A 26842-nucleotide genomic window follows, 5' to 3' on the forward strand; every position below is an offset into this window, starting at 1 on the left:
GACTGGCGACCACCTAGACTGAGCGCCGGGCGCGATGGCCGCGTCGGTGACGGCAAGGGGTTGGCGAATGGCGGAGAAGCGTCGAGCACTGGGTCGAGGCCTCGGGGCGCTCATCCCGAGCGCACCGAGCGGAGGCGCTGGCCGCCCCGTGGACGTCTTCTTCACGGAGCAGAAGCAGGCTGATCCTGTCACCCCCGCCGGCGAACCGGGCGATCCGGGCGATCCGGCCGCCGATCCGAACGCGTCCAACGGGTCCCACCGACCGGCGCACGCTCCCGGTGAGTTCAGCCCGGATGAGGTGGCGGACATCGCGGCCGAGGTCGCCTCCGGGTCCGCGGCCGCTGCGTCAGGTGCGGACGAAATGCCGGACGGCACCGGACTGGCCGTGGTGCCAGGTGCCGAGTTCGCGGAGATCGACATCGACTCGATCCGACCGAATCCGAAGCAGCCCCGCACGGTCTTCGACGAGGACCAGCTCGCCGAGCTCGTGCACTCGATCCGAGAGATCGGTGTGCTCCAGCCGATCGTGGTCCGCCGGATCCCGGCGGACCAGCTCGACGACGCCGAGGGCAAGACCTACGAGCTCATCATGGGCGAACGCCGCTGGCGAGCCTCCCAGGCGGCCGACCTCGGCGCGATCCCGGCGATCATCAAGGACACGAGCGACGACGACCTCCTTCGCGACGCCCTCCTGGAGAACCTGCACCGCAGCCAGCTCAACCCGCTCGAGGAGGCCGCGGCCTACCAGCAGCTGCTCGACGACTTCGGGTGCTCGCACGAGGAGCTGGCCACGCGCATCGGGCGATCGCGACCGCAGATCTCCAACACGCTGCGCCTGCTCAAGCTGCCGCCACTCGTTCAGCGTCGTGTGGCCGCCGGCGTACTGAGCGCAGGCCACGCCCGCGCCCTGCTCGGCATGGCCGACGGGGGAGCGATGGAGCGCATGGCGCAGCGGATCGTCGCCGAGGGGCTCTCCGTGCGCAACGTCGAGGAGCTGGTGGCGCTCGGTGAGGGCAACGACGCCCCGAAGCCTCGGCGTCCGCGCGCGGGTGGACGTCACCCGCAGCTGGACGACTTCACCTCCGGCCTCTCGGACCACCTCGAGACCCGGGTCGCGATCGCGCTCGGTCAGCGCAAGGGCAAGATCACGGTCGAGTTCGCCTCGATGGAGGATCTCCGGCGCATCCTCGGCCTGATGGGTATGGCGAGCCCGAGCCGCGACTGACCGCGAGGCTGCTCACAACCACGCAGGGGGGCGGGGGAGTCGCACGACAGTGAGCTCGTCGACCCGCAGCACGTCGGCCTTCGGCTGCAGCGCGACCGCCTCGGCGATGGAGTCGCAGTCGAGCGGCTTGCACCAGCGGGGGTAGATGCCGCGCTGGTCGTAGAGCATCTGCTGGATGGTCACTGCGGTCATGTTGCCCGCCGCTGACTTTCGCAGTCGGGGTTCCATCCACATGACCACGCGGTCGGTGGGGTGTTCGGCCACGACGGAGGCTACGTCGGAGACGATGGCGTCGTACTGGACTCGCGTCGCCTGGTGCTCGCCCAGGTCACTGCGCCACGTGAGGCCGCCCACGACGGCCAGGCCCACCAGCGCCACCACCCCCAGCCGGCGGGAGGTGCCAGTTCCCTTGAGCAGCAGCACGGCTGGCATGAACGCCGCAGGCCAGGCCCACAGCGAGGCGCGAGGGCCGGCGACGACTCCGGAGTAGACGGTCTGAGCGGCCTCGAGACCGACGACCACCCCCACGCCCGCCAGTGCGACCAGGGCCGGCCTGCGGGTAGACGCGTCCAGGACTGCCAGGAGCAGACACGCGAGTGAGATGACGCCGGCCCAGCCCAGCACCGAGCAGACGTTGGCGAACTGGTGCCCGTAGCGCGCGAGGTTCTCGGTCAGGGTGTCGAGGCTGACGAGAGGGTTGGGGCCGCGCCACGCGGAGATCGTGATCCCGAACTCACCGAACGCAAACCAGTTGAAGGTGTAGACGGTCAGGACTCCGACGCCGTACGCGAGGATGAAACCCGCGGCGAGCAGGGCGAGACGGCGTACGCGGGAACGTAGCTCGGCGACCACGAGGCAGAGGAAGACCGGGGCCGCGACGGGCGGGTAGGACAGGACCGACAAGGCGACGAACAGCAGGAGCCACGCTGACATGGTGAGCCGCCTGCGTCTCGCCCAAGGGAGCGTCCACGCGGCGGTGGCAGCGACGATCATCGACGCCGACAGGGTGCCGGGCCAGTAGGTCAGTCGCACCCAGATCGGCGAGACGAAGGCCGCGAGCGTCGCGACGAAGATGGCGCCGGGGTTGCGCAGGCGGAAGAAGCGGATGAAGCCGCACGTGAAGGCGCAGTGGGCGGCGAAGAACACGATCGACGCGACGACGATCGAGGTCCACTGGCCGATGAGGACCCAATAGACGGTGTTGAGCCACCGCCCCTCGAAACGGTTCCGGGCGAACTGTCCGGACGAGCCGGGCGCGTCCCCCGGAAGCATGGACATCCAGTCGTCGTGCCGGATGAACGGGTGGAAGACCTGCAGCAAGACGCCCGTGGCGAGAGTCCCGACGATCAGGGCAGCGAGCATGGCGGCCCAGCTCGGCGCAGACCGGCGCACCGTCACATTCGGACGGTCGGTGGCCGACGGATCGGCCACGAGGCGCGCAGTGTCACTCATGCGGCTCCCAGGTCCTGTCGTGCCTTCCCCGTACCCATGCCCGTGCTCGTTCCCACGGTAACTCCGCAGCCCGGCCCGGACCTGCAGGTCCGCTGGGGAACCCCTGCTAGCCGTCGACGGGCCCACGTCGGGCAGGATCGGTCCTGCGGTTCCAGGCGGCGGGCCGGGGACGAGTGACGAAGAGGACGAGGATGCCCGAGGGACACACCATCCATGCGTTGGCCGACCGCCTCGAGAGGGCCTTCCGCAGCCACCGCATCGAGGCCACGAGCCCACAGGGTCGGTTCGCCGCCGACGCCGAGCACCTCGACGGGCAGGTGCTCGAGCGAGCCCAGGCCTGGGGCAAGCACCTCTTCGTGGAGATCGGGGCGGTCAATCTCCACGTGCACCTCGGGCTCATCGGACAGTTCGCCGTGAAACCCCTCGGGGGTATGCCGCCACCGGCGCCGGTGGGAGCCGTACGCCTGCGCCTCGTCGGGCCGGAGCACTGGGCGGACCTGCGGGGCCCGATGATCTGCACGCTCGTCGACCGATCGCGCCAGCGTGAGATCGTCTCCACGCTCGGCCCTGACCCGCTTCGGCGCGCCCAGCGACCGGAGACCGCCATGGTGCGAATCCGCAAGTCCCGTAAGGGAATCGGTGAACTCCTGATGGACCAGTCGGTCGTCTCAGGTGTCGGCAACGTGTACCGCTGCGAGGTGCTCCACCGACTCGAGGTCGACCCGTTCACTCCCGGGCGTGACCTCGACCCGACGACGTGGGAGCAGATTTGGCAGGACCTCGTGCTCCTCATGCCGCTGGGGCGGACGTTCTCGCAGATCATCACGATGCCCAACCAGGTGACGGCCGCGAGCCGGGCCCGACGGTCCGTCCGCACACGAGAGATCACCCGTCGGCTCACGGGGGAACGACTCGGCGACACGTTCGAGCGACGGTTCCTCGTCTACAAGCGCACCGGTGAGGCCTGCCCGCGCTGCGGCGCACCGATCCGGGACGCCCAGGTGTCGGGACGGACGCTCTACTGGTGTCCCGCCTGCCAGGTCCGCCACTGACGACCTGTACCTGGCGACCGAAAGCCCTTGGTGCACAACGGGTCTGGGGATCACCACCCGTCGAAGTGTGCGCGGGAGTGGCGTCGGTCAGCAGCTCGGACCTGAGGAGAATTCGACCGCCCCCGGCGGCACGGAGGTCGGCCAGCCGGTCGACGCCCTTCTCGTACTCAGGGTCACGCCCACGACGTCGCCGGCGCGAGGACACTCGAGCGGGCCCGGCGGCATACATTGGCGCCATGGTCTTCACGGGGAGCCGGCCGGCGCCGACGCACGTCATCGCCCACCTGTCCGACATGCACCTGATCGTCGGGGACGGCCTGCTCCAGGGCCACATCGACACCGTGGCGAAGTTCCGTACGGCGCTCGAGAAGGTGGAGGCCTCGGGGGAGCGGTTCGACGCGATCGTGCTGTCCGGCGACCTCACCGACAGTGCCCAACCGGAGGCATATGCGCTGCTGCGTGGGATGGTCGAGCCCGTCGCCGAGCGTCTGGGGGCCGCGCTGGTCATGACCGGTGGCAACCACGACGAGCGCCGACCGCTGGCTCGGGAGCTGTACGGCCGTGACAGCGACGAGCCGCAGGACACCGTCACGCTGGTCAACGGGCTGCGGATCATCGACGTCGACTCGGCCGTGCCGGGCTTCCATCACGGCGGCTTCTCCGACGACCAGTACGACTGGCTCGCAAGGGAGCTCGCGGTGCCGGCAGAGCACGGCACGATTCTCGTGACCCATCACGCACCCATCACCTACCGGTCCCCCGTCATGCAGCTGCTCGACTTCGACGGCGTCGACCGGCTGCGGTCGGCGCTTGAGGGCACCGATGTGCGGGCCATCCTCAGCGGGCACCTGCACGTGACGAGCTTCGGCACGCTCGGCGGCATCCCCGTCTTCGTCGCAGGTGGAGTGAGCTACGTCGACGACGTCGGCGCCCCGCGCGACCTGCTCATGGGCGTCGACGGGCCGCAGTCGTGGAACCTCATCGAGGTGCACGCCGACTCGATCGTCGGCACGGTGGCCCCCGTCGAGCAGCATCCGACGTGGCCGAGCCTCAGTGAGGCCGTCGTCGAGTTCATGGCGACGGTCCCGGAGGAGGATCGCCGGACCGTCTTCTCGACGAAGCGCTGAGCGGGCGCACAGCGACATTTCGAGAATCGAAATGTCGAGAGGAGGCTACGCCGTTCGACATCCAGGTGACAGCAGCCGGCACCACGCACCAGAGGAGCACCCGATGAGTACCACGTCCGACACGACCGAGAACACCGGCACGACCACGACCACCGTTGCGCACGCCACGTCCGCGGACGGCACGACGATCGCCTACGAGGCGTACGGCTCCGGACCGGCGGCCGTCGTCGTCGGCGGCGCGTTCTGCGATCGCGGCGCCTTCCGTGACCTCGCGCGGACGCTCGGCGAGCTCGGCCTCACCGGCGTCACCTACGACCGGCGCGGCCGGGGCGACAGCGGGGACACCAAGCCGTATGCCGTCGCCCGAGAGGTGGAGGACCTCCGTGCGATCGTCGATGCCGCCGGCGAAACCGGTTCTCCCGCCTACGCATTCGGGGTATCGTCTGGTGGCGCGCTGGTCATCGAGGCCGCTGCCGCCGCGGTGCCTCTCGCCAGGGCCGCCGCCATCGAGGTCCCCTATCGCACCGAGGCCTGGCCGCCCGCACCCGACGACTACATCGGCACGCTCGAGCGCTTCGAGGCCGCCGCCGACCGCGAAGGCATCCTGCGCTACTTCAACAACGTCGTCGTGGGCATGCCCTCGGAGATGGTCGACGGCATGAAGGGCACGCCGATGTGGGAGCCGATGCTCTCACTCACCTACACGGTGAGGTACGACGGCCTCTGCCTCGGCGGCGACGACCAGAGCATCCCCGAGGACACCTTCGCCAGGGTCACGATCCCGTTCCTGTCGGTCTGCAGCAGCGGCACCCAGATGCCGTGGCTGCACGACGCAGCCCAGGTGGTCGCGGACGCCCTGCCGAACGCGACCGCCGTCGAGCTCCCCGGCGAGTTCCACCAGGTGCCCGCCGCCACGCTGGCCCCGGTGCTCGCCGACTTCTTCCGGGCCGGAGCACCCTGACCGCGCCTCGCACTCGGCCCTGTGCCGTCGGGTTCTTCTGGCTGACAAGGGAACCCGACGGCATTCCCGGCACCGAGCGCGCCCGGGCTCCAGCGGTCTATAGCAGCGCGAGGGCCGGGTTGTGCTCGGGTGGCACCACCTCACGCGGCGGGCCGGGTGGAGTACCGTCGCCGAACGGGGAGCCGCCGAGCTCTTCTCGTCCGTGCGGCGTCGCCCAGTTCTCGAGCGCCGGGCCGAGGGGGACGACACCCGTCGGGTTCACGTCCTGGTGCACGACGTAGTAGTGCCGCTTGATGTGCGTGAAGTCGACCGTGTCGCCGAACCCCGGCGTCTGGAAGAGATCTCGCGCGTAGGCCCACAGGACGGGCATCTCGCTGAGCTTGCTGCGGTTGCACTTGAAGTGACCGTGGTAGACGGGGTCGAAGCGCGCGAGCGTCGTGAACAGCCGCACGTCGGCCTCGGTGACGTGCTCCCCGACGAGGTAACGGCGGGTCCTGAGCCGCTCCTCCAGCAGGTCGAGGTGCTCCCAGAGCCTTCGGTAGGCCTTCTCGTAGGCCTGCTGCGTGCCGGCGAAGCCGCACCGGTAGACGCCGTTGTTGACGTAGCGGTAGATGGGCTCGCTCACGGCCTCGATCTCGTCGGCGAGGGCCTCGGGGTAGAGGTCCGGCGCACCCTCGCGGTGGAGTGCGCGCCACTGCGTCTCGAGGTCGATGGTGATCTGCTTGAAGTCGTTCGTCACGACCGCGCCGGTCGGGAGGTCGACGACGGCGGGCACGGTGATGCCGCGGGGGTAGTCGGGGTCTCGCTTGAAGTAGGCGTCCTGGATGCGCGGGATCTTGAGTACGGGGTCGAGCCCGCCCTGGTCGAGGTCGAACGTCCAGCTGCGCTTGTCGTGGGTCGGCCCGCAGATCCCCATCGACAGGGCGTCCTCGAGACCGAGCAGGCGTCTCACGATGATGGCGCGGTTGGCCCAAGGGCAGGCGCGGGCCACGACGAGGCGGTAGCGCCCGGCCTCGGCCGGGAAGCCGTCGCGTCCGTCGGCGGTGATGCGGGTCGTGATGTAGTTCGTGTCGCGCTTGAAGCTCTTCTCGACGTAGGTGCCGGGCTTACTCATGCCGCCACCCTAGTTCGGCGTCGCGACACGACGGTGGCGGCGCTGGTGGTGCCGATGTCGGGTCGTGAGGTCAGAATGGGGAACATGCAGGGATCGAGGAGGCGTGATGCGTGAGCTGCGCCCCCTGACGCCTGACCGCGTCGGCGACCTCGTCGGCCCGTGCGCGCCGTGCACCTTCTGGCAGACGGTCCCGCGCAACGGTCACTCCGACCCGCGTGAGCCGCTCGAGCAGCTCGCCGACTGGGTCGAGGCCGTGACGGCGGACTGGGGGCCGCCCGGCCGCATCGCCTATGTCGATGGACGGCCGGCGGGCCATGTCGTCGTCGCGCCCGCCCGCCACGTCGCGCGCCTCGCGGCCTTCGCGACGTCGCCGTCCGACCCCTCCACGCTGATGCTCGTCACCGCGGTCACGACCCCGCCGGATGCCGGCCGCGGCCTGCGCAAGGTCCTCGTCCAGTCGGCGGCCAAGGACGCCCTGCGACACCGAGCCCGGTCGCTCGAGGTCGTCGCGGCTCGCCCCCTGGCGGTCTCGAGGCACTCGTGCGTGCTCGACGTCGCGTTCCTCGAGAAGGTCGGTTTCCGCGTCGAGCGTGACCACCCGGCCTATCCGCGGCTGCGCATCGAGCTGCGCACGGTCGTCACACTTCGCGACGAGGCCGCCGCGGCCGTCGCGCGGGTCCTCGCGCGCGTACCAGGGGTGCGGCCGGTGCCCGAGACGCACCCGAACGGGTCGAGCCACGCGAGCGTGACCGACCGCGCCTGAGCCCGCGGGCGCAGTCGTCGTAGCCGGCTTCTGTGGTGGGGTCCGGCTCAGCCGACCGTGCGCTCGGCCTGTACCTGCTGGGCGCGCATCGTCTCGAGGTGGCGGCGCAGGTCGTCGAGGCGCAGCACACCGGTGCGAGCCGTGTCGGACTCACCGAGGTAGACGCGCTGGAGGGCCACGACGACTGCCTCTGCGATGTGGTCGAGCGTCTGCGGGTCGGTGAGGGCGGCCGCGTCACCCTCGTGGCTGAGGTAGCCGAAGTCGAGGCGCACGGCAGGCATCCGGGTGCGACGCAGCAGCGGCCACGTGCGCGCATGGGAGCGGCAGTCGGTGAGCCCGGTGCGGGCCACGACCTCGCGCAGCAGCAGGTCGGCGAAGCGCTCACCGATGACCGACCAGTCGGCGCGTGCCTGGCTGTCGGGGTGGCCGTAGAAGTACGAGGCGGCGCCGTGCGCCGAGGCGGACTCGGCGTGGTCGGTGTGGAGGCTGATCACGAGGTCGGCGTCGCACGAGTTCGCGAACGAGGCCCGCTCCTCGTCGCTGCCACCGTCGGTGGTCTCCGTGCGGGTGAAGACGACACTCACGCCGTGGGCGGAGAGCCGACCCTCCACGCGCCGGGCCAGGTCGAGCGCGAGGCGGGCCTCGACGAGCCCCCGGTGGCCCTGTGCACCGCCGTCGGCGCCTCCGTGCCCGGGATCGAGCACGATGGTGCGTCCGCTGAGGCTGTAGCCGCTGCGGCGGATCTGCTCCCGCTCGCGCAGGGCGTTGGCCGAGCCGCCGCTGACCGAGCGGCGCAGGCCCGCGAACGCCCGCATCGTCTCCGGTCCGACAGTGCCGTCGGGGGTCATGCCCACCGCGGCCTGGAAGGCACGTAGCGCGGCATCGGTGTTGGGGCCGTGCAGACCGTCGACCTTGCCCGGTGTGAAGCCGAGCTCGGCGAGACGCGTCTGGAGCGCCACGACGTCATCGCCCTCGACGAAGTGCTCGGGGACGTAGCGCAGCACCCGGTCACCGAGCGCCCAGCGCGCACCGTCGAGGACGGCATACGTCGACCGTCCCACGACGCCGTCGACGATGAGGCCCCGCCGCTGCTGGAACGACTTGACCGCCTGCTCGACCCGCTCGTCGAAGACCGGCTCGTCGGGGCGGTCGGTATGGCCCGGCCCGTCAGGGAGGTCGCCGGACAGCACGAGCCGGTCGCACACGGCGGCCACGGCCGGGCCTGAGTCGCCGCGCCGGAGCACGACTGACTGCGGTGGGGTCATCTCGGCTCCTTCGTGGGGAGGGGCTCCGTACGGGATCGCGGTGTGGCTGTGCGTCGGGCGGAGCAGTCGGGCGCCGTCAAGCAGCGTAGTACGACGAAGGGGTGGCACCGGTAACGGTGGACCACCCCTTCGGCGAGCCGCATCAGGCGATGAACTCCTCGAGCTCACGCAGGAGCTTCGGCTTCGGGTGCGCACCGACGATCGTCTTGACGACCTCGCCCTTGACGTAGACGTTGAGCGTCGGGATCGACACGACGCCGTAACGAGCGGCCGTGTCGACGTTGGCGTCGGTGTCGAGCTTGACGACCTCGATCTTGTCGCCGTACTGCTCGTTGATCTCCTCGAGGATGGGGGCGACCTTGCGGCACGGGCCGCACCACGTCGCCCAGAAGTCGACGAGCACGGGCTTCTCGCTCATGAGGACGTCGTCGGCGAAGGTGGCGTCGGTCGTGTTCTTCAGTGCCATGGAGATTCCTTCTCGGTGTTCGGCGGGGCGGGGTGGGGGCTGGTTCGAGGTTAGGCGTCGGCGCCGACGGTGGCGCGCGGGTCGGAGATCGGGTGCGAGCTCGGCTCCGGGATCGGGCCCGAGTCGGTCTCGTCGATCGCGGCGGCCTCGGCCGCTGCCTCGGCGGGCGAACCGGTGTCCTCGAGCGCCGCGAGGTAGTGCTCGGCGTCGAGCGCGGCGGCGCAGCCGGAACCGGCCGCCGTGATGGCCTGGCGGTAGGTGTGGTCGACGAGGTCGCCCGACGCGAACACGCCGGGCAGGTTGGTGCGCGTCGAGCGACCCTGCACGAGGACGTAGCCCGCCTCGTCGGTGTCGACGAGACCCTTGACCAGCTCGTTGCGGGGGTCGTGGCCGATCGCGACGAAGAGGCCGGTGATCGCGAGCTCGCGGGTCTCGCCCGTGACGGTGTCGCGCAGCGTGACGCCCGAGAGCCTGCCCTCGCCGTGGATCTCGGCGATCTCGGAGTTCCAGGCGAACCGGATCTTGTCGTTGGCGAACGCCCTGGCAGCCATGATCTTGCTGGCGCGCAGCTCGTCGCGACGGTGCACGATCGTCACGCTCCGGGCGAACTTGGTGAGGAACGTCGCCTCCTCGATGGCGGAGTCGCCACCACCGACGACCGCGATGTCCTGGTCGCGGAAGAAGAAGCCGTCGCACGTCGCGCACCACGAGACGCCATGGCCGGAGAGCTCCTTCTCGCGGGGGAGGCCGAGCTCGCGGTACGCCGATCCCATCGCGAGGATGACGGCCTTGGCGCGGTGGACGGTGCCCTCGCCGTCGGTGACGCTCTTGAGCTCGCCGGTGAGGTCGACCGCGGTGACGTCGTCGGTCACGATCTCGGCGCCGAAACGTTCGGCCTGGGCGCGCATGCCGTCCATGAGCTCGGGGCCCTGGATGCCGTCCGTGAAGCCGGGAAAGTTCTCGACCTCGGTCGTGTTCATCAGTGCCCCACCGGCGGTCACGGCGCCCTCGAAGACGAGGGGCGCGAGGTTCGCGCGCGCGGCATAGACGGCTGCGGTGTAGCCCGCGGGTCCCGAGCCGATGATGATGACGTTGCGGACGTCGGACATGTGGGCTGCTCCTCGTAACGCTCTCGTGTCGTGGCCGCTCGCCGTCGTGGACGCCGGGGGACGCCGGTGCCGCGGAAGGCCGCGAGCCGCATAGGCCTCAACCGATCCTAGGCGTTCGTTGTTCCCGCGCCCGTCAGGCCGCAGACGGGCGCCCATTTGGCGCGAGATGGCGTGAAGGCAGCGTCCTCCCGAGGCTCAGGGGACTGGTGTGGCGCCCTTGAGCACTCCGGGGGAGCCGGTGGAGCAGCTGCGCTCGAGCGCCCAGGCCGTGCTCGCGCCGCTCCGGGTCACGACGACGACCACTGCGGGTCGGCCGTCGTAGGTCGCGAGGTCGGCCGACACAGCCTCCGGGGCAGGGCTCGACGCGTCGAGCGCGCCGATGGCCTCGAGGCAGGACTCGAGCCCGATCGGCGTGGCGATGGGACCGATGGAAGGAGCCTCCGCCGCGAGGTCGCGGATCGGCCGGCCGGGGTGCTCGAGCAGCTGACGTGCCTCGGCGGCGAGGTTGGTCGCATCGTATGCCGTCGTGCTGAGCTGGATGTGCAGCCCCCCGGACGTGCTGGGCGGCGGGGTCGGGCTCGTCGAACCGGACGTGAACCTGTCGCCGACGACGGCCGCGCCGTTGGGGCGCTTGGTCACGTGCAGCGCGGACGCGCCCACCGCGACGACCGCTGCCGCCGCGGCGACGGCGGCCACGAGGTAGATCGGCTTGGGCCGTTCGGCGCGGGACGGCATCGCCAGGACGGAACCGCCGGTGTGCCCCGTGCTGTCCTGGCCGGGGTCCACCGCGCCCATCGAGGCCATCGAGACCCCCGGCGCGCCGATGACGAGGGGCCCGGGGTCGACGCGCAGCCGGGCGGCATCGAGCAGGGCAGCCGAGATCCGGTCGGCGACCGCGTCGGGCATCGGCCCAGGGTCAGATGCCTCGGCGAGCAGCGCCTGCACGCTGGCCTCGACCTCGGCGTCCAGGTGCGGCTCGGGGCCGGCGTCCTCGATCTCGGGCTCGTCGGCGACGTAGCGCCGCGCCACGGTCGGGAGGGTCTCCTGCTCTGCGGGGGCGCTGGTCGGCCGGTCGTGCTCAGGGGTGTGCGCGGACTCGTCCACGGATGTGGTCCTTCGGGCAGTGCGTGCAGTGGTCGTACGGGCTGGCAGAGGTATGCCGGACGCCAAGGGTTCGACGGCCCCCTGTGGCCGTCGGGTTCCACGGGATTCAACCATCATCCTCGGCACCAGGCGCAGCTGCGCCGCGCCGTCGGACGCTGCCTACCCAGTCTGCGGGCCACGCCCTCGCCGTGGCCGCCCGCCGTCAGCTGCCTTCGGCGGCGGCGGTCGTGGGCTGCTGCCGTCAGTCCTCGTGGACCGGGCGCACGCCCGGGGTGAGCCCCAGGTGCTGGGCGAGCGCCGCCCGACCGCGGGCGCAGCGCGACTTGATGGTGCCTTCCGCGACGCCCAGGATCACGGCAGCCTCGGCGACGGGCACGGCATGCATGTCGACGAGCACGAGTGCCGCGCGCTGGCCCTCGGGCAGCCTGGCGAGCGCCTCCTGGATGTCGAGGCGTACGTCCGTCGAGGCGTGGTGGTCGTGCCGGTCGGCGAGCTCGTACTCGGGCAGCTCGGTGGTCGGCTTGCGGCGACGGAGCCGGTCGAGGCAGGCGTTGACGATGATTCGGTGCAGCCACGTCGTGACGGCCGCCTCGCCCCGGAAGGAGTCGGCGCGACGGAAGGCCGCGATGAAGCCGTCCTGAACGCAGTCGGCGGCGAGCTCGGGGTCGCGCACCGTGCGCAGCGCGACCGCCCACATGCGGTCCTTGTGCCGACGGAACAGCTCGGCGAAGGCGTGGTCGTCACCGGCGACGTGAAGTGCCAACAGCTCCCGGTCGCTCAGCTCGGCGACCGGGGCGCCAACCCCCGGGATCATCGGTCAGCGCACCGTCACTTCGTTGATCTGTGCGCGGTAGCGGCCGTCGGACTCGGCCTGGCCTGCCTTGGTGATGAAGACGATGATCCTGCTCGCGGGCTCGAGGGTCCCGTCGGCCTTGATCGTCACCCGGCCCTCGGCGTTCTTCATCGAACCCACCTTCTGGGCCCCGTCGAGCGAGTCGGTGGAGTCGGAGTTGGTGGCGTAGACGGTGACGTTCTGGGCGGCGGGGAGGTCGAGCTCGACCTCCTTGACGGCGGTCGGGGCACTGAGCTCGAGCAGGACTCCCACACCGTCCTTGTCGCCGTTGTACGACGGCGTGCCGTACCAGCGTGACCGCCAGCCGTCGTCGTCGGAGCCGTCGTAGACGTTCTTGACGTTCTGGTCGGCCTCGTTGCCGTCCTGCGGGTCGAAGCCCTTGCCGCCCGTGATCTCGACCGGGCCGGCCGGGGTCTGGGTCGTCGGCGAGGGTGCCTGTGTGGACGTGCTCGGCTGCTGCTGCTGCTGCGACGTGCTCGGCGGGCGCGTCTTGGTGACGGTCACGGCCACGGCGGGACCGTCGTGCTGGCCGATCTTCGCGACGTTGTTGATGCCGATGACGAGCGCGACGAGCACGAGGACCCCGACGATCGCGAGTGCGATGCGCGACTGGGCGCCGCTCGGGGCCTCCGGGACCTCACGGCCGAAGACCGGAAGCGGCGGCTCGAGGCTCGTGGTCGGGGCCTCCTCGAGGGCGTCGGCGAGGGCGATCTCCTCACCGTCGAAGTCGTCGTCGTGCGCGGACCGGCGCTCGGCCGCGCGAGCCGCAGCCTTGTCCGCCGCCGCGCGCGCGAACGAGCCGACCTTGTCGCCGATGGAGCCGGCCACACCTGCCGCGGCGGCGCCGGCGGCGGCGAGAGCGCCGGGGATGCGCTCGCTCGCGTCGCCCGCCCCGCGCGAAGGCTCGTCACCGGGGCCCACGGACTGTCCCGACCGCGCCTCGGAGAGGCTGTCGAAGAAGGAGGTCTCGGACTGGCCCGGCGGGTCACCCTGAAGTCCGTCGGCGGCATCCGCATGGAGGCTGGCGCCCGGGGCTCCGGCGGCTGCGCTCGCACCCACGGCGGGCAGGACGCGTGTGGGCTCCAGCTCCTCGCGGCTGCGCAGGCCGATGCCGGTCGCGCCGTCGGAGGCGGGCGGCTCGGACGGCCAGGGGGCGATCTGGAGGGCGAGGTCACCGGGCGACACCGGTCCGCGCCGGGCACCGGACAGGGTCATCCGACAGATGAGGTCGAGGTCGTTGGGGACACCCACGGCGATCTCGGAGGGCGCGGCGACGCCCCCGACGATCGTCGGCGCGGGTTCCAGGCCGACGGGTGCACCCGCAGGGACCAGGCCGCCGTCGACGGCCACCATGGGCCAGCGACCGGTGAGCCCGGCATACGCGATCTTGACGAGGCCCACGGCGTCGGCACGGGAGGCCTGCTCGTCGGAGAGGCGGTCGGCGTCGGTGAGGGCGGCCTCGGTGGCGAGGCCGCGGACCTTCACCTCGCCGTCGGGCATGCGCAGCACCGAGCTCGGCGAGAGGGCCAGGTGGTGCAGCCCGCGGTGGCCGGCCTTGTCGAGCGCCGTCGCGGCCTCTCCGGTGAGCCGGCGCACCTCGTCGGGGGACAGGCCGCCGCCCTGCAGCAGGTGGGAGAGCGGCACGGCACCGGTCAGCGGCTCCTCGACGATGAAGCCGACGCCCTGGTCGGACCCGACGTCGAGCACGCGGACGAGGCGCGAGTCCTCGATGCCCGCCGCGCGCCTGGCGGCGTCGAGCGCCGGGGCGGCGACAGACGAGCGGGCGGGGAAGCAGACGAGCACGACCTCGCGCTCGAGGGTGTGGTCGTTGGCGCGCCAGCGCTCGTGGTGGGTGCCCTCGGAGGTGCGCAGCGTCACCGCATAGCGGCCGCCCAGGACGGATCCGGGTCCGACTCCCTGCACGTGCGTCACCCTCCCTCGTCCGGTCGTCGTGCGTGGATTCGTGGCTCGGGGCCCATCCTAGGCCGAGTCACCGGCGATCCCTGTCCTCCGAATCGCCGAGGGCCTCGTGCGCCGCGGTGACCGCCTCGATGTCGGCGATCTCGTCGACACGCGACGTGCCCTTGACGATGGCCCGCACGACGCCGAACAGCAGGACGAGGCCGACGAGGACGCCACCGACCCAGTAGATCGCGCCGTCGATGGGGTTCGCGGACACCTTGATCGTCGCGGGCGAGCCGATCTGGGTGCCGTCGGCCGTCGTGAGGAAGGCCCGGATCTCGGCGCGCCCGGCAGCGACCGCGGCCACCTCCACGGGCACGTTGGTGCGCGACGAGGGGCCGATCGTGATGGGCCCCGGCTGCTCGATCACCTGGATGCGTGGGTTGTTCGGGGCGAGACGCAGGCGGATGTCCTGCACCGTGTAGTCGAGCCCGTTCTCGATCGTCACCTGGAGGGTTCCGGTCTCGGCGAGCAGGTTGACCGTGGCACGCGAGGCGACCTTGATCGCGCTCGTCGCGGACCGGACGTCGGTCGCGACGGAGTTCGCGAGGTTGCCCCACGAGCTCGGGCGGTAGCGCCACCGGGCGCTCGCGAGCTCGTCGAGGACGCCCCGGTAGGTGCGTTCGAACGCGTCCCCGTCACGCAGCACCGACGAGACGCTGAGGAGCGTGTCGCGCTGGTCGGCCATCTGCGAGAGCCGGCGGGTGTTGAGGACCGGCCGGGGCGCGGCCGACGCGACGGGGGTCGTGGGCTTCGTCTGCGGCACGGCGACGTCGTTGCCCCGGTCGCTGAGCAGCGACGCGGCATCGACCGTGTCGAGCCAGGGGGCGCTCGAGACCGCGGTCAGGAAGGTCGCGAGGCCTGCGGCGTCGGGGTCGTAGCCGCGCGGCGCGGCGACGAGCACCGAGCGGGGGGTGCCGGCGCGCTCGCCGAGGAGCACGAGGGACTCGGCCAGGTAGCGCTGCACCGACAGGACGGGGCTCGGATCTGCGCGTCTGGGCAGCAGCGCCGACAGGCGGGTGTCATACGCGAGCAGCCGGGTCCCGGAGGCCGTCGCCCTCCGGGCGGTCGGGGTGTATGCCGTCGCCTTGGTGACGGCGGCCGCGCTGACCACGATGCCTGCGGGCTTCTTGACGGTCGTGCCCGACAGCAGCGTCTTGAGACCCTGCTCGCGGCCGGCCGGCAGCAGCCCGTCGACGGGCCACATGATGTCCGCCCGTGCCGGCTGGTCGAGACGAGCGGTCAGGGTGGCCGCGCGGCTGACGAGGTCGCGCACGAGGGAGTTGGCCGGGTCGGTCCCGACGGTGGCGGCGAGGTCGGCGTCGGCATACGGCAGCGACCACACGCTGCGGCCGCGCAGCTGCGCGGCGACCTCGTCACCGAGGCGCTCGATGACCGACGCGGCGCTCGACGGGTCGTCGGTCACCTCACCCGTCGGCTGACCCGTCGGCGCGACAGTGCTTGTGGGGGTGGTGGGCACCGGGGACGGAGGCGTGGCACCGGACGAGGTGCCGGAGCTCCCGCCGGGGGCCGGAGTGCCCGTCGACGTGCCGCTTCCCGACGGCGTCGGGCCGCCGGCGCCGGGATCGGCCGTTGCCGCGGGACCGAGCACCGACGGGTCGACGGCGAGGTTGACGGGCCGGCCGCGGGTGCCCTCGAGGATCCGGTCGACCCGCGATCCCGGGCCGATGACGCGCTGCCAGGCGGCCTGGCGGGCCACGTCGTCGCGGGAGAAGAGGTCGATGTCGGGGTCGAGCGTCACCGGCAGCACGGTCGCCACGGCGAGGGGGACGTACTCCTTGCGGCTGTTCCACGCGACGAACGTGCGCGTCTTGCCCGTGGGCTCGCTCGCACCCTCCTGGACGACCTCGACCGAGACGGGCAGTGCTGCGAACGGCTCGTCGGACCGGAGCCGCTCCCACGGCACGGTCGTGGTGAACGCGCGGGTCTGGCCCGCGGCCACGGTCGGCATAGCGGTGGTCGCGACCGTGCGGCCGGAGGTCTCGGTGCGTCCGGAGGCCCAGGCGTCGAGGGCCTCGCGCTTGATGATCGTCACGTCCCCGCGCACGACCCGCAGCTCGGGCGACGACAACGGACCCGTCAGCGGTGCCGTGACCGTGCCGGTGATCGTCACGTCGGTGCCGGGGCGCACGACGGCCGGGCTCATCGTCTGCAGGACGATCAGGGCGACGTCCCTGGCGGGGGTCACGCCGGGGCGGGGGCTCGAGGACACGAGGGATCCCTGGGATGCAGCGGCATGCTCCAGCGCGCCGGAGGCGCCGGCGCTCGCGACGGAGGCCGTAACCGTGCCACCGACCGACAGACCGAGCGCTGCAGCGGTGACGACCGTGGCGGTCAGCGTCCGAGCGAGACGGGTCACGCGGCGCCCTCTCGATCCCGGACGCCGCGACCCTGCGCGGATCACGCCGTCCCTGCCAGCCGGTTCCACGCCGCCTGGGCGATGCGGCGCTCGTTGGGGAAGGTCAGCCGGCGGTGCACCTCGTCGAGCCGCATCCAGGCCACGTCGATGGCCTCGTGGTCGGGGTCGTTCTCGATGGAGAGCTCACCGCCCGTGGCCTCGAGCAGGTAGTGGTGCACGAACTTGTGCACGCGCTTCGTCGACGTCGCGAACCAGTAGTCGATGGTGCCGAGCTCGACGAGGACGCGGCCGACGATGCCCGTCTCCTCGGCAACCTCGCGCGCGGCGGTCTCGACGAGGGTCTCACCGGGCTCGACGTGACCCTTGGGCAGGCACCACTCGATGCGGCCGGCACGGTTGCGGCGGGCGATGATCGCGATGAGGGCCAGGCCTTCCTGCACGTCGACGACGATGCCCCCGGCGGAGCGTTCCTCGACGGCGGGCAGACGCCTCCCCGGCACGTGGCTGGGGACGGGCTGCGCGCTCACATCGCCACCATAACGGGCGCGGCGCGAACGGCCCCCGTCGTCGGCGAAGCCCTGCACGGACGGCGCCCGCACGGCGTGTCCGACAGGGTGCGCCGCGCTGCCGCCGGTCGGTCAGGCGCGCCAGCACGGCTCACTAGGCTGGGGCGCGTGCCCGATCGACCTGACACGCCCGTTCCCGGTGGTGCCCAGCCCGCCGACGCCGGCCTCCCGCTGCTGCGCGCAGCCGTCGCGCGACTCGCCCCCGTGCTGCCGTTGCTCACCGAGCTGGGCCGGCGGTTCGCGGCTGCGGGGCACGAGCTGGCCCTGGTCGGCGGCCCGGTGCGCGACGCTTTCCTCGACCGGGTGTCGCCCGACCTCGACCTGACCACCGACGCGCGGCCCGAGGCGATCGTCGCGGCCGTGACCGGGTGGGCTGACGCCCACTGGGACATCGGTCGCGACTTCGGCACCATCGGCCTGCGCAAGGGTGCGCTCGTCATCGAGATCACCACGTACCGTGCCGACACCTACGACCGGACGTCCCGCAGGCCGGAGGTGATGTTCGGCGACAGCCTCGAGGGCGACCTCGTCCGCCGCGACTTCACCGTCAACGCGATGGCGATCCGGCTGCCGAGCCTCGAGTTCGTCGACGTGCACGGCGGTCTGTCCGACCTGGTGTCACGTCGGCTCATGACGCCCGCCGCGCCGGAGGAGTCGTTCGCCGACGACCCCCTGAGGATGATGCGGGCGGCGCGGTTCGCCGCGCAGCTCGGCTTCGACGTCGCACCCGAGGTGCGCGCGGCCATGACCGAACGCGCGGCCACGCTCTCGATGATCTCCGCCGAACGCGTACGCGAGGAGTTCGTCAAGCTGGTCCTGTCGCCGCGCCCGCGCGCGGGCCTGACGCTCCTCGTCGACACGGGACTCGCCGACGTGTTCCTGCCCGAGCTCCCGGCGCTGCGCCTCGAGCTCGACGAGCACCACCGGCACAAGGACGTCTACGAGCACTCGCTCATCGTCCTCGAGCAGGCCGTCGACCTCGAGGGGCCGGCCGACGGCCCGCCCGACTCGGTGCCCGGACCCGACCTCGTGCTCCGCCTCGCCGCGCTGCTCCACGACATCGGCAAGCCCGCGACCCGTCGCTTCGAGGACGGGGGTGGGGTCTCCTTCCACCACCACGAGCTCGTGGGCGCCAAGCTGACGAGCCGACGGATGAAGGCCATGCGCTTCGACAAGGACACGACCAGACAGGTCGCGCGCCTCGTCGAGCTGCACCTGCGCTTCCACGGCTACGGCGAGGGCCAGTGGACCGACTCGGCCGTACGCCGGTACGTCACGGACGCCGGCCCGCTGCTCGCACGCCTGCACCGGTTGACCCGCTCGGACTGCACGACCCGCAACGTGCGCAAGGCGCAGCGGCTCTCGCGCGCGTACGACGACCTCGAGGCGCGCATCGAGCGGCTCGCCGCCGAGGAGGAGCTGGCGAGCGTCCGGCCCGAGCTCAACGGCAACGAGATCGCCGAGGCGCTCGGCATCCGGCCCGGACCGGTGCTCGGAGAGGCGTACGACTACCTGCTGTCGGTCCGACTCGACGACGGCCCCATCGGCAAGGACGCGGCTCGCGAGAAGCTCGTCGCCTGGTGGGCGGCGCGCGAGTCCTCCGCCTGAGCCACGGGGCGGGGAGTTCTCCCCATCGCCGCGCCGACCTGAGCGGACCTACGCTCACGCCCAGACGGGGCACCCCGTCGAGGGCGACCGCCAGGGGTGGTCAGGCAGGGGGTCACGATGGCGACGCTGGAGTTCCCGAGTGCGCTCTTCCCGGGTCGTCCCGCGCTGGAGCTCAGGGTCCCCGACGGCTGGGAGGCCGTCCCGGCCGTCAGCGAGCTTGCGGGGGCGGCGCTCGCGGCGCTCCGGCCGCTGCCCGACGGCGAGTTCAAGGCCAACGTCGTCGTCACCGTCGACGAGGTGGTGGCCGAGCACACGGTGCGCACCGACCTCGAGGCCGTCGCCGGCTCGGCCGCGGAGCGCCCCCAGGGAGCCGCGGGCGAGGTCTACGCGCGGACCATCGGCGGCCTCACCTTCTTCGGCCGCGACCTCAGCTTCGTCGACCCCGTCGCCGGGACCCTCCTGACGAGCAGTCTCTTCGGGTTCCTCCGCCGTGACGTCGACGCAGGGCTGGTGCGCATCACCGTCACCGGCACCATCGGCGCCGCCCGCCATCGCGAGGACTACGCGACCCTGCACGCGGTCATCGACGAGCTCCGGGTCACGCCCGCCGAGGGAACGACTCCTCTCGTCGACGACGCGCTCACAACGGCCAGCGGGGAGGGCCGGCCGTGACGGCCTACCGCAACGGCGCCGACCCCGAGGCCCTGACCGGGATCGCCCGCAGCCTCTCCGCCATGCAGGCCGAGCTCAACCGCCTCGAGTCGAGCACGCGCTCGGCAGTGGGCACGATCCGCGGCAACTGGAGCGGCGACGACCTGCTCTCCCTCGTCGACACGTTCACGACCACGTGCCTGCCCGGCCTGCGTGCCTGCAGCGGTGCTCTCGACGCGATGGCCCGACGCCTTGACGACAACGTCGCCGCCCAGCGGGCCGCGAGCGGCACCGCCCACGGCTGCAGCGGCGGGGCCGATGGTGGCGGCGGCCCAACCGGCCCGGGCGGCCTCAACGACGTGACGAGGACCCAGGGCAAGAAGTACGACGCGAACCTCGGCGGCGACAGCCACGGGAAGGTCGGGCTCATCGACGGCGCCCTCGGCGCCGTCAACTGGACCCACAAGGACGAGGACGTCCGCACCGACTACCAGAAGACGTTCTACGACGCCGCCGGCGACGTCACGGACGAGGCGCACGCCGACCACGCGGCATACGGAGGGACGCTCGGCACCGAGAGCAGGCACCACGCCGAGGCGGGCCTCAAGGACGGGGCCCTGTATGCCGGCGCCGGAGCGGGTGCCGGCGCGTACCTGCTGCGGGGTGGGGTCGAGGGCAACCTCGGCGAGCACGGCAAGTACGAGGCGAGCGGGTTCGTCGGGGCCGAGGCGAAAGCCGACGCGAGCGTCAGCCTGGGCAAGGAGGGGCTCCGCGCGAAGGTGGGAGCCGAAGCGTTCGCGGGGGCGAAGGGCGAGGCCGGCATCTCCTACGACGACGGCCCGTTCGCGGGCCACGCGGCTGCCTCGGCGATGGCCGGCGCCGAGGCGAAGGCCGACACGTCGATCGGGATCGGGAAGGACGGCATCAAGGCGCATGCTGGGGCCGAGGCGTTCGCGGGGGCGAAGGCGGCGGCCGAGCTGGGCGGCAGCATCGCCGGCATCGGGGGCACCGTGGGTGGCGAGGTCTATGCCGGCATCGGCGGGCACGCCAAGGTGGACGCCGTGTTCAGCGCCGAGCGGGTCAAGGCCAACGTCGACGTCGGCGCCGCGGTGGGCGTCGGTGCAGGGGCGAAGTTCAGCGTCGACGTGCAGCCGAAGGAGTTCGTCGACGATGTCGGCCACGGCCTCGGCGGCGCGGGCTCCGCCATCGAGGGCGGTTTCAGGCAGGGCGCCGAAAGCGTCGGGCGGGTGTTCGGCTGGTGAGCGCGTCCCATTGCCCGGGCGTCAGCCGACCTGACACCACCCGTCCAGAATGATTGACTGACCGCGCCGTCCCCGACCCCCGCGGGAACGACCGAAAGGACCGACCATGAGCACCCTCGCCTATCCGAGCGCGGACTTCCCGGGCCAGCCCTCGGTGAGCCTCGAGGTGCCCGAGGGGTGGGAGCCCGCCCACCGGCCCGGCACGACCATCGCGGCCCGGCTCCCGCGCGAGGGGGCGTTCGCGCCCAACGTCGTCGTCAGCATCGAGCAGTGCGGTCCTTCGTTCCGGGTCGAGGACTCCCTCGAGCAGATCCGCACCATGGCCACGTCGCGCGGGGGCGCGGTGTCCGAGCCGTATGCCGCCGAGCTGGGTGACGCGCACTTCGTCGGGTGCGACGCGACCTGGCCCGACCCGGACGTCGAGACGGTGCTGCAGGCCAACCTCTTCCACGTCGTGTCGTCCGGTCGACCCGGAACCGCGGCCCACCTCGTGCAGCTCACCGGCGCGGTCGGCGGTCCGGACGCAGAGACCGACTACGAGCTGATCCGGCAGGTCCTGACGACGGTGCGCGTCACCCCCTGGGGCGTCGCTCGTGACGGGGGACTGGGCGCATGAGCACGACGCTGCCGGCCATCTCGGCAGGCCTCGCGACCGATGTGGGTCGCGTCCGCCAGCACAACGAGGACACCGCGCTCTCGAAGGGAACCGTGTTCGTCGTCGCCGACGGCATGGGCGGTCACGCCGCGGGCGAGGTGGCGAGCCGGATCGCGGTCGAGACGCTCGTCGAGCTCGGCGACCGTCCCGTCGTGCAGGTGCGCGACATCGTCGGCCAGGTCGAGGAGGCCAACCGGCGCATCCTTGCCTCGGCCGCGCGGCATCCCGAGCAGACCGGCATGGGCACCACCGTCGCGGGCCTCGCGCTCGTCTCCGTCGGCGGCTCCCGCCACTGGGCCGTCTTCAACATCGGCGACTCCCGCGTCTACCGCTGCCTCGACGGTGAGCTCTCCCAGGTGACCGTCGACCACTCAGAGGTGTGGGAGCTCGTCGAGCGCGGGCTCATCACACCCGAAGAGGCACAGCACCACCCCGGTCGAAACATCGTGACCCGCTCGCTGGGTCGTGACCCGATGGGCGTCGTCGACACGTGGGTGTTCCCCCCCTACCCGGGCGAGGTCTTCGTCATCTGCTCCGACGGTCTGTCCAACGAGCTGACCCGGGAGCAGATCGAGGCCGTCCTGGCCGAGCACCACGACGCCCAGGAGGCCGCCGACGAGCTCGTCCGTCGCGCGGTCCGGGCCGGGGGTCGCGACAACGTCACTGCTATCGTCGTCGCGGTGCAGGGGGAGGACTCGGACTCCGACGTGGACGAGGACACGACCCCGCGCGAGAACGTGAACGGCTCATCAGGGGAGAGCAGGTCGTAGACGTGAGTGGCCCGTCCGTTGTTGTCGACCGGGCCCCCGACGGGTGGACGCACATCGGGGGCCCCGGCATGCACCTGCTCATCGGCCTCGACGAGGACGACGAGCGCACCCTCGCAGCGAGCGACGCCGCCGACGGCGGCGACATCGACGACGTCGTCGAGGTCCTGACGGCCGGCGGCATGCGCAAGGCCCACCACTTCGTCGGTGTGCACTGGCAGCCGCGCACGCGGATCGTCGCGTTCGGGCCGGTCGCGGCCGTCGTGACGCTCGCCGACGGCACCGAGCACGACGTGCGCGCCCCGAGCGCCAAGGTCTGGACCGACCTCGAGCTGCCCGAGCACCCCGAGCGGGTCGTGCTGCGGGTCCTCGACGAGGAGCAGCGCTCTGCTCCCGAGCCCCCGCAGACCCTCTCCGCCGCATCGCACATCTCGGCCGTACCGGGTCCGGATGCCGCATCGCCCGCGACGCCTGACGCCGCGGCTCCACTCGCGCCGTCTCCTGTCCCGTCGACTGACCACGCGGCTGACGACGCGACGGCCGACGAGCTCGCGGCCGCCGAGCTCGCGGCCGCCGGCGCACCGGCGGCGAAGTCCTCGGCGGACGCAGCACCTGCGCCGGCCACGGCTTCTTCGGGTTCGACGCCGGCTGTCCCGACGTTCGGCGCGGTGACCCAGTCCTCATCCACCGGGTCGGTCGCCCCCGGCTCCTCGGGCTCCTCCTGGGGACGCAGCTGGGCCCGCGAGCCCGCGGCGCCTTCGAAGTCAGCGACCGGAGAGCCTTCTGCCAGTGCGGCTCTCGAGTCTGCGACGTCGGATCCGTCTGCACCACAGGGGGATCCGCAGATCACGCCAGCAGCCCCGTTGCCTGTCGACGAGCCTGCCGACCTGACCGTCGACGTTCCGCAGTCTGACGGACACTCGGGACTGAGCGCTGCCGGCGAGGCGGGCGGTCCTGCGGTGCAGGACAGTTCGGCGCAGCGTGGCGATGGCGCCGATCAGCACCTTGCCCCGACGCCGCCCGAAACCCCTGCTGCACAGGCGGACTCGCCGCCCGAGCCGGCGGTGGTGCCACCCACTGCCCCGCCGGCTGCGCGGCCTGCACTGCGCTCCTGGGAGGCCGTCGCGCCGGCCGTCCCCGTTCGCGCCACCGTGGTCCCGGCGGCCCCCGCCGAGACCCGCGACGTCGACCTCGCCCCTGGCGTTCCGGCACGGCCCGTGGGGGTGGAGTGGGAGTCCGCGCCTGCGCCGGCCTACTCCCCAGACCCGGTCCAGCCGGCCGACCCCACGGTCCCGGCCACGCCGACCGTTCCCAGCGTCCCCGAGACCCCGGTGGCGGGTGACCTGCCCGCTGCCGCCCCGCCGCGCGACTTCGAGTCCACCTGGGCTGCGCGACCGGTGCTCGAGACCGAGAGCGCCCCGCCGCGCATCATCACAGCGCCGGCCTCCGGCACGCGCACGCCCGCGCCCGGCTCCACCGGATCCGGCCCGGTGGGGTCCGATCCCACGGCCGCCGAGGCCGCCGCGGAGGCCGACGACGAACAGCCGGCGGTGCCGCCCAGCTACGACTACCTCTTCGGCCACACGACGCTTGCCGACGAGCACCGCAAGGTTCTCGCGCAGCTCGGCGCACCCGAGGACCAGGAGGGCGCGCACGAGGACGACGACGCGCCTGCCGTCCCGGCCGCCCTCGACACGTCCGACGCGCCGGTGACGAACGCCGCCCCGGCGCCTGTGGTGCCGCCGCGCCCCATGCCCGCGACCCCCGAGGTCCCCGAGGGCGGCCTCATCTCGTCCGTGCCCTGGGCCACGTCCCGGCCTGCGCCGTCGGTGCCCAAGCCCGAGCCCGACGTGCCGTCGTTCTCGGGCCGGCACACGCCCCCGCCGGCGCCGAGCCTGCTCCCACCGATGAACACCCCGCCGCCGGGCAGCCGGGCGCCCGAGGCGACCCCGCTCATCTCCACCGGTCCACCGCCGGCGACGCCGCCACCGGCACCGATGCCCGCACCGGCACCGGTGTCGAGCGAGCCGATCTTCGACGTACCGATCTCCACACCGCTGGGTACGACACCGCTGGGCACGACGCCGTCGCCCACGGCACCCGTCGCGCCGTACCGCCCTGTGACGGAACCGATCCCGTCCGGTCCCGCTCCGACCGTCGACGTCGGAGCAGGGGCCGACGAGGACGAGACGGAGCTGACCGTCGACCGGAGCGCGCTCCTCGAGGCGCGCAACGCCGCCCAGAACCTGACCTTCTCGGGTCCGAGCGTCCTCGCGGTGCTCTGCTCGGCCGGTCACCCGACGCCACCGCACAGCGACCGCTGCCGGGTGTGCGGTGCCGGCATCCCTCCGCAGGAGCCGTTCACGATGCCGCGGCCGCCGCTCGGCGTGCTGCGCCTGTCGACGGGCGACGTCGTGACCCTCGATCGCAGCGTGCTGCTCGGCCGCGCGCCGAGGCTGGGTGACGGACTGGCCGCCCACGACCGCCCGCACGTCGTCAAGGTCCCGAGCCCCGAGCGTGACGTCTCGCGCAACCACGTCGAGGTGATCCTTGAGGGCTGGCACGTGCTCATCCGTGACCTCGGCACCACGAACGGCACCACCGTCACGCTCCCCGGCGAGGTCCCGGTCCGCCTGCGCGCCAACGACCAGCAGGTCCTCGAGCCGGGCTCACTCGTCTCGATGGCCGACGAGGTCTCGTTCACCTTCGAGGCGGCGTCATGAAGAAGGGCACGCCCCCGAAGCTCCCCGGCCTCGTCTTCGTCCAGCCCCTCGGCTCGGGTGGCTACGCCGACGTCTTCCTCTACGAGCAGCAGAGCCCCCGCATGCCGGTCGCGGTCAAGGTGCTCAAGTCCGAGGGCCTGACCGACGCGCTGCGCCAGCAGTTCGTCGAGGAGGCCGACACCATGGCCGCCCTCGGCGACCACCCCTACATCGTGCAGATCTTCCGCTCCGGCACGTCCGAGGACGGTCGCCCGTACCTCGTCATGAAGTACTACCCGCCGCCGAACCTCGCCATGCGGGCCCGCGCCGAGCGGTTCTCCGTCGAGGACGTGCTGCGCACCGGCATCCAGCTCGCGAGCGCCGTCGAGACGGCACACCGCGCGCGCATCACGCACCGCGACATCAAACCGGCCAACGTCCTCATCAGTGCCTACGGCGCACCGGGACTGACCGACTTCGGCATCGCCGGCCGTGGTGCCCGCGACGGTGAGGTCGAGGTGGAGAGCACCGACGACGTCGGTGTCTCGGTGCCGTGGGCGCCGCCCGAGGTGCTGTACGGACAGAGCAACGGCGACGAGCGTGCCGACGTCTACTCGCTCGCGGCGACCCTCTGGCAGCTGCTCGTCGGCCGCTCGCCGTTCGAGGTGCCCGGCGGCGACAACTCGGCGTACGCCCTCATGCCTCGGATCCGAAGCACCGCACCGCCCTCGACCGGACGCCAGGACGTCCCGGCAGGCCTGGAGCGCCTGCTCGCCCAGGCGATGGCCAAGGACCCGGCGCACCGGCCGTCGTCGGCGCTCGAGTTCGCGCGCGCCCTGCAGGCCGTCGAGCAGCAGCAACGCCTGGCCCGCACCCCCATCGTCGTGCTCGACGAGCAGGGTCACACGACGCTCGTGAGCCAGACGCAGGGGTCACCGACCGGACGGTCGGCCGAGGACGACGACCGGACGCGCATCAAGGCGCCGCAGACCGTCGTGGCCCAGCCGGTCGGCCCGTCGCCGACTCTGCTCGATGACGAGACGCGCCGCAGGTCCGACGCCGGCGCGCCCCGCTGGTCGCCCGCGCCCATGCCCAGCCCGAGCCGCCAAGCCTCGGGTGCGCCCGTCCGACCCGCGGCCCTGACGGACCCGACGACGAGCCAGACCGCGCCGCTCGGTCCCGACACGGCCGACGAGGCCACGATCCGGCGAGCCGCGAGCACGCCTGCAGCGCAAGCGCATCCGGCAAGCGCGCCCGCCGCGTCGCCGCTGTCCAAGCCGGGTGCGGTCTGGGGACTGGTCGCCGGGGTCGTCGTCCTCGCAGCCCTCGCCACGTTCCTCGTGCTGCGCCCGGGCTCGGATCCGTCGGCCACAGTCACGCCGACACCGAGCCCGACGGTCACGATGCCAGGCGACGACAGCGCGATCGGCGACGGCGTCTTCGACAAGCCCGCGCTCGAGCCCGAGTCCGAGGTCGGCCGCGTCACGTTCACGTGGAGCTACCCGCAGCCGTCGAAGAAGGACACCTTCCGGGTCTCGATCGGCCCGACGCCGTCCGACGCGGGGAACCCGGAGCGATCTCGCACCGTCTCCGTCACGTCCAGCCGCTACGCGGTCAAGGCCGCGAAGGGCACGAAGGTGTGCGCCACGGTCATCGTCGTCCGTGCCGGACAGGCGTCGCCCGGCTCCGACGTGCAGTGCGAGACAGCACGTTGAAGCCATGAGAAGGCGCGGCGAGAGGGAGCCCGCCAGTCGCCGGCGAGCCGGTCCCGTGAGTACCGGGGCGGGTGGACACCCGG

At 72.3% G+C, this 26842-nt stretch carries 22 protein-coding genes; 12 read left to right on the forward strand and 10 right to left on the reverse strand.

What is annotated here, in order from left to right; all coding sequences use genetic code 11:
- Positions 1-67: 67 nt before the first annotated feature.
- Positions 68-1225: a ParB/RepB/Spo0J family partition protein gene (locus H9I49_RS03315; protein ID WP_188028876.1), complete on the forward strand. Its 1158-nt coding sequence runs from the start codon at positions 68-70 to the stop codon at positions 1223-1225.
- 12 nt (positions 1226-1237) lie between these two features.
- Here the strand turns inward: H9I49_RS03315 and H9I49_RS03320 are convergent, their stop codons facing one another.
- Positions 1238-2677, reverse strand: a complete 1440-nt coding sequence (locus H9I49_RS03320; RefSeq protein WP_188028877.1) for a hypothetical protein — start codon at positions 2675-2677, stop codon at positions 1238-1240.
- Between the two features lie 191 nt (positions 2678-2868).
- On the opposite strand from H9I49_RS03320, the gene H9I49_RS03325 reads away from it, so the two are divergent.
- From H9I49_RS03325 to H9I49_RS03335, 3 genes are all read left to right on the forward strand, one after another.
- A complete protein-coding gene (locus H9I49_RS03325) occupies positions 2869-3729 on the forward strand; it encodes an Fpg/Nei family DNA glycosylase (RefSeq protein WP_188028878.1) in 861 nt (286 codons plus the stop codon).
- A gap of 236 nt (positions 3730-3965) precedes the next feature.
- Positions 3966-4856 (forward strand): metallophosphoesterase, encoded by an 891-nt coding sequence (locus tag H9I49_RS03330; RefSeq protein WP_188028879.1) that lies wholly within the window; start codon positions 3966-3968, stop codon positions 4854-4856.
- Positions 4857-4959: 103 nt separating this feature from the next.
- Positions 4960-5817: an alpha/beta fold hydrolase gene (locus tag H9I49_RS03335; protein ID WP_188028880.1), complete on the forward strand. Its 858-nt coding sequence runs from the start codon at positions 4960-4962 to the stop codon at positions 5815-5817.
- 97 nt (positions 5818-5914) lie between these two features.
- Here H9I49_RS03335 and H9I49_RS03340 read toward each other — a convergent pair whose 3' ends face one another.
- Positions 5915-6931: a glutathione S-transferase family protein gene (locus H9I49_RS03340; RefSeq protein WP_188028881.1), complete on the reverse strand. Its 1017-nt coding sequence runs from the start codon at positions 6929-6931 to the stop codon at positions 5915-5917.
- Between the two features lie 106 nt (positions 6932-7037).
- Here H9I49_RS03340 and H9I49_RS03345 point away from each other — a divergent pair, with 106 nt between their 5' ends.
- Positions 7038-7694, forward strand: a complete 657-nt coding sequence (locus H9I49_RS03345) for an N-acetyltransferase (RefSeq protein ID WP_188028882.1) — start codon at positions 7038-7040, stop codon at positions 7692-7694.
- 47 nt (positions 7695-7741) lie between these two features.
- Here H9I49_RS03345 and H9I49_RS03350 read toward each other — a convergent pair whose 3' ends face one another.
- The 8 genes from H9I49_RS03350 to H9I49_RS03385 all read right to left on the reverse strand — a co-directional run bounded on the left by H9I49_RS03350 (position 7742) and on the right by H9I49_RS03385 (position 17360).
- Positions 7742-8959: an N-acetylmuramoyl-L-alanine amidase gene (locus H9I49_RS03350; RefSeq protein WP_188028883.1), complete on the reverse strand. Its 1218-nt coding sequence runs from the start codon at positions 8957-8959 to the stop codon at positions 7742-7744.
- Positions 8960-9101: 142 nt separating this feature from the next.
- A complete protein-coding gene (gene trxA / locus H9I49_RS03355; RefSeq protein ID WP_045189044.1) occupies positions 9102-9431 on the reverse strand; it encodes a thioredoxin in 330 nt (109 codons plus the stop codon).
- 44 nt (positions 9432-9475) lie between these two features.
- Positions 9476-10534: a thioredoxin-disulfide reductase gene (gene trxB, locus H9I49_RS03360; RefSeq protein WP_188028884.1), complete on the reverse strand. Its 1059-nt coding sequence runs from the start codon at positions 10532-10534 to the stop codon at positions 9476-9478.
- A 195-nt stretch (positions 10535-10729) separates the two neighbouring features.
- A complete protein-coding gene (locus H9I49_RS03365; RefSeq protein WP_188028885.1) occupies positions 10730-11638 on the reverse strand; it encodes a hypothetical protein in 909 nt (302 codons plus the stop codon).
- Positions 11639-11879: 241 nt separating this feature from the next.
- Positions 11880-12452 carry an RNA polymerase sigma factor SigM gene (gene sigM, locus H9I49_RS03370; protein ID WP_188028886.1) on the reverse strand — a complete coding sequence of 191 codons (573 nt, stop codon included), beginning with the start codon at positions 12450-12452 and terminating at the stop codon, positions 11880-11882.
- Between the two features lie 3 nt (positions 12453-12455).
- The gene (locus H9I49_RS03375; protein ID WP_188028887.1) at positions 12456-14414 is read right to left on the reverse strand and encodes a protein kinase family protein; all 1959 of its coding nucleotides are present in this window, start codon (positions 14412-14414) and stop codon (positions 12456-12458) included.
- Positions 14415-14481: 67 nt separating this feature from the next.
- Complete coding sequence (locus tag H9I49_RS03380; protein ID WP_188028888.1) at positions 14482-16833, reverse strand: DUF6049 family protein; 2352 nt, start codon at positions 16831-16833, stop codon at positions 14482-14484.
- A 41-nt stretch (positions 16834-16874) separates the two neighbouring features.
- A complete protein-coding gene (locus H9I49_RS03385; RefSeq protein WP_188028889.1) occupies positions 16875-17360 on the reverse strand; it encodes an NUDIX hydrolase in 486 nt (161 codons plus the stop codon).
- A 147-nt stretch (positions 17361-17507) separates the two neighbouring features.
- Here H9I49_RS03385 and H9I49_RS03390 point away from each other — a divergent pair, with 147 nt between their 5' ends.
- From H9I49_RS03390 to H9I49_RS03420, 7 genes are all read left to right on the forward strand, one after another.
- Entirely contained in the window at positions 17508-19007 is a 1500-nt protein-coding gene (locus H9I49_RS03390) for a CCA tRNA nucleotidyltransferase (RefSeq protein WP_370587407.1), read from the forward strand.
- A 117-nt stretch (positions 19008-19124) separates the two neighbouring features.
- Positions 19125-19679, forward strand: coding sequence for a hypothetical protein (locus tag H9I49_RS03395; protein ID WP_188028890.1), 555 nt, complete (start codon positions 19125-19127; stop codon positions 19677-19679).
- Positions 19676-20920: a hypothetical protein gene (locus H9I49_RS03400; RefSeq protein WP_188028891.1), complete on the forward strand. Its 1245-nt coding sequence runs from the start codon at positions 19676-19678 to the stop codon at positions 20918-20920. The genes H9I49_RS03395 and H9I49_RS03400 overlap by 4 nt, the downstream gene beginning before the upstream one ends.
- A gap of 106 nt (positions 20921-21026) precedes the next feature.
- Positions 21027-21536: a hypothetical protein gene (locus H9I49_RS03405; RefSeq protein ID WP_188028892.1), complete on the forward strand. Its 510-nt coding sequence runs from the start codon at positions 21027-21029 to the stop codon at positions 21534-21536.
- On the forward strand, positions 21533-22345 hold the full coding sequence (locus tag H9I49_RS03410) for a PP2C family serine/threonine-protein phosphatase (protein WP_188028893.1): 813 nt from the start codon (positions 21533-21535) through the stop codon (positions 22343-22345). Before H9I49_RS03405 ends, H9I49_RS03410 begins: the two co-directional genes overlap by 4 nt.
- A 2-nt stretch (positions 22346-22347) precedes the next feature.
- Positions 22348-25065: an FHA domain-containing protein gene (locus H9I49_RS24315; RefSeq protein WP_188028894.1), complete on the forward strand. Its 2718-nt coding sequence runs from the start codon at positions 22348-22350 to the stop codon at positions 25063-25065.
- Positions 25062-26759 (forward strand): serine/threonine-protein kinase, encoded by a 1698-nt coding sequence (locus H9I49_RS03420; protein ID WP_188028895.1) that lies wholly within the window; start codon positions 25062-25064, stop codon positions 26757-26759. Before H9I49_RS24315 ends, H9I49_RS03420 begins: the two co-directional genes overlap by 4 nt.
- Positions 26760-26842 lie beyond the last annotated feature (83 nt).

The organism is Terrabacter sp. MAHUQ-38 (assembly GCF_014518425.1).
In the GTDB taxonomy this organism is placed as follows: domain Bacteria; phylum Actinomycetota; class Actinomycetes; order Actinomycetales; family Dermatophilaceae; genus Terrabacter.

Coding starts and splice junctions, on each gene's coding strand:
- H9I49_RS03325 (WP_188028878.1), top strand. CDS start 2,869: ATGCCCGAGGGACACACCATCCATGCGTTGGCCGACCGCCTCGAGAGG.
- H9I49_RS03330 (WP_188028879.1), top strand. CDS start 3,966: ATGGTCTTCACGGGGAGCCGGCCGGCGCCGACGCACGTCATCGCCCAC.
- H9I49_RS03405 (WP_188028892.1), top strand. CDS start 21,027: ATGAGCACCCTCGCCTATCCGAGCGCGGACTTCCCGGGCCAGCCCTCG.
- H9I49_RS03345 (WP_188028882.1), top strand. CDS start 7,038: ATGCGTGAGCTGCGCCCCCTGACGCCTGACCGCGTCGGCGACCTCGTC.
- H9I49_RS03395 (WP_188028890.1), top strand. CDS start 19,125: ATGGCGACGCTGGAGTTCCCGAGTGCGCTCTTCCCGGGTCGTCCCGCG.
- H9I49_RS03350 (WP_188028883.1), bottom strand. CDS start 8,959: ATGACCCCACCGCAGTCAGTCGTGCTCCGGCGCGGCGACTCAGGCCCG.
- H9I49_RS03320 (WP_188028877.1), bottom strand. CDS start 2,677: ATGAGTGACACTGCGCGCCTCGTGGCCGATCCGTCGGCCACCGACCGT.
- H9I49_RS03420 (WP_188028895.1), top strand. CDS start 25,062: ATGAAGAAGGGCACGCCCCCGAAGCTCCCCGGCCTCGTCTTCGTCCAG.
- H9I49_RS03340 (WP_188028881.1), bottom strand. CDS start 6,931: ATGAGTAAGCCCGGCACCTACGTCGAGAAGAGCTTCAAGCGCGACACG.
- H9I49_RS03335 (WP_188028880.1), top strand. CDS start 4,960: ATGAGTACCACGTCCGACACGACCGAGAACACCGGCACGACCACGACC.
- trxB (WP_188028884.1), bottom strand. CDS start 10,534: ATGTCCGACGTCCGCAACGTCATCATCATCGGCTCGGGACCCGCGGGC.
- H9I49_RS03315 (WP_188028876.1), top strand. CDS start 68: ATGGCGGAGAAGCGTCGAGCACTGGGTCGAGGCCTCGGGGCGCTCATC.
- H9I49_RS03410 (WP_188028893.1), top strand. CDS start 21,533: ATGAGCACGACGCTGCCGGCCATCTCGGCAGGCCTCGCGACCGATGTG.
- sigM (WP_188028886.1), bottom strand. CDS start 12,452: ATGATCCCGGGGGTTGGCGCCCCGGTCGCCGAGCTGAGCGACCGGGAG.